Source organism: Bacillus sp. N13C7, assembly GCF_026790065.1.
Lineage (GTDB): Bacteria > Bacillota > Bacilli > Bacillales > Bacillaceae > Bacillus.
In genome coordinates this window covers 1-1,453 of sequence record NZ_JALAMO010000033.1, presented here as the reverse complement: position 1 = coordinate 1,453, position 1,453 = coordinate 1, and the positions used below count along the sequence as shown (strand labels likewise).

Genomic DNA, 1,453 nt, shown 5'->3' with positions numbered 1-1,453 from the left:
TGAGGTCAACCCGATTCTTGATCACGAAAACAAAACTGGCCAAACAGCAGTGGAGCTCGTGGAATCCCTGCTAGGGAAGAAATTGCTGTAATAAGAAAACCCCCGCATTCTGATATGATCCCCTCATAGTAGACAGAAAAAAGAAAGCATACTAATCTGTCTACAATGGAGGGGTTTTTTTATGGGGAAAACACGTAAAACTTATGATATCCACTTTAAGAAAAAAGTTGTTGATCTTCACCTAAATGATGGGATGGGTTATCACACAATCGCCAGAGAAATGAACATTGATAAAAACCAAGTAAGGAGATGGGTTAACCACTTTCAGACAGAGGGGATGACAGGGCTTGAGGAGAAACGAGGAAAGGCAAAAGGCACTGGTATGGGCAGGCCAAGAATTCGCCCTGAAGATCCTGAATCTAAAATAAAACGGCTGGAAGCTGAAAATGAAATGCTAAAAAAGTTCTTAAACATGTGAAAGGAGGAATTGTACCAACTAGAAGGAAGTTTGAAGTGGTCAAAGAAATGTCCGCAGGGACTTATTCTCTCCAATTGTTATGTCAGGTAGCCGGTGTCTCAAAAAGTGGTTATTATAAATGGCTGAGAAAACAAAAATCGCCTTCTGAAAAACAGATAGAGGATGAGAGTGTAAAGAAAAAAATCATGGAGTGTCATCAAAAACTTAGAGGAATTTATGGATATCGGAGAATACAGGTATGGTTGGAAAAAATGTATGGACTACATATCAACCACAAGCGTATTCAACGCCTGATGAACGAATTGGGGATCCGGGCAGTCATCCGAAAGAAGAAACCCTATTACGGAAAGAAAGAAACGCACGTGACTTCTGACAACCATCTAAACAGAGATTTTACAGCTTCTAAACCTAATGAAAAATGGGTAACGGATATTACATATTTAATGTTCAACGGCCAGAAACTGTACATGTCTGTGATGAAAGACTTGTATAATAATGAAATCGTCGCTTACCAGATCAGTCGAAGGAATGACCTGAAACTTGTAATAGACACTCTTAAAAAAGCAAAGAAAAAACGAAATGTAAAAGGAGTACTCCTGCATAGCGACCAGGGTTTCCAATATACATCCCGCCTCTACCACAAGCTACTCAAAAAATATCAGATGAAAGCCAGTATGTCGAGAAAAGGAAACTGTTGGGATAATGCTTGCATGGAAAGTTTCTTTAGCCATTTTAAAACGGAATGTATGTATTTATATTCATTCAAAACAGCTGAAGCAGTTCAAGAAGCAGTATGTAAATATATTCATTTTTACAACCATCAACGGTTCCAAAAGAAGTTAAACAACCTGAGCCCATATCAATACAGGACTCAGGCTGCTTAGTATCTTTTTAACACTGTCTACTTGACAGGGGTCACTTCAATTCGGCGGGGGTCTTTCCTTTAGCCAATCATTTTCTCAGCGACTTTCATTT

General features: G+C 39.0%; 2 protein-coding genes and 1 pseudogene. All 3 read left to right on the top strand.

Going from position 1 to position 1,453, the window contains the following annotated elements:
* Window positions 1–91 (top strand): annotated as a pseudogene (locus MOB98_RS20695) (arginase); the annotation flags it as partial.
* A gap of 90 nt (window positions 92–181) precedes the next feature.
* The gene (locus tag MOB98_RS20690) at window positions 182–478 is read left to right on the top strand and encodes a transposase (protein WP_268425383.1); all 297 of its coding nucleotides are present in this window, start codon (window positions 182–184) and stop codon (window positions 476–478) included.
* Between the two features lie 35 nt (window positions 479–513).
* The gene (locus MOB98_RS20685; protein ID WP_268362892.1) at window positions 514–1,362 is read left to right on the top strand and encodes an IS3 family transposase; all 849 of its coding nucleotides are present in this window, start codon (window positions 514–516) and stop codon (window positions 1,360–1,362) included.
* The last annotated feature ends 91 nt before the right edge of the window (window positions 1,363–1,453 follow it).

Excerpts from the sequence above, each read along its gene's own strand:
- MOB98_RS20690 (WP_268425383.1), top strand. The coding sequence starts at position 182 with ATGGGGAAAACACGTAAAACTTATGATATCCACTTTAAGAAAAAAGTT.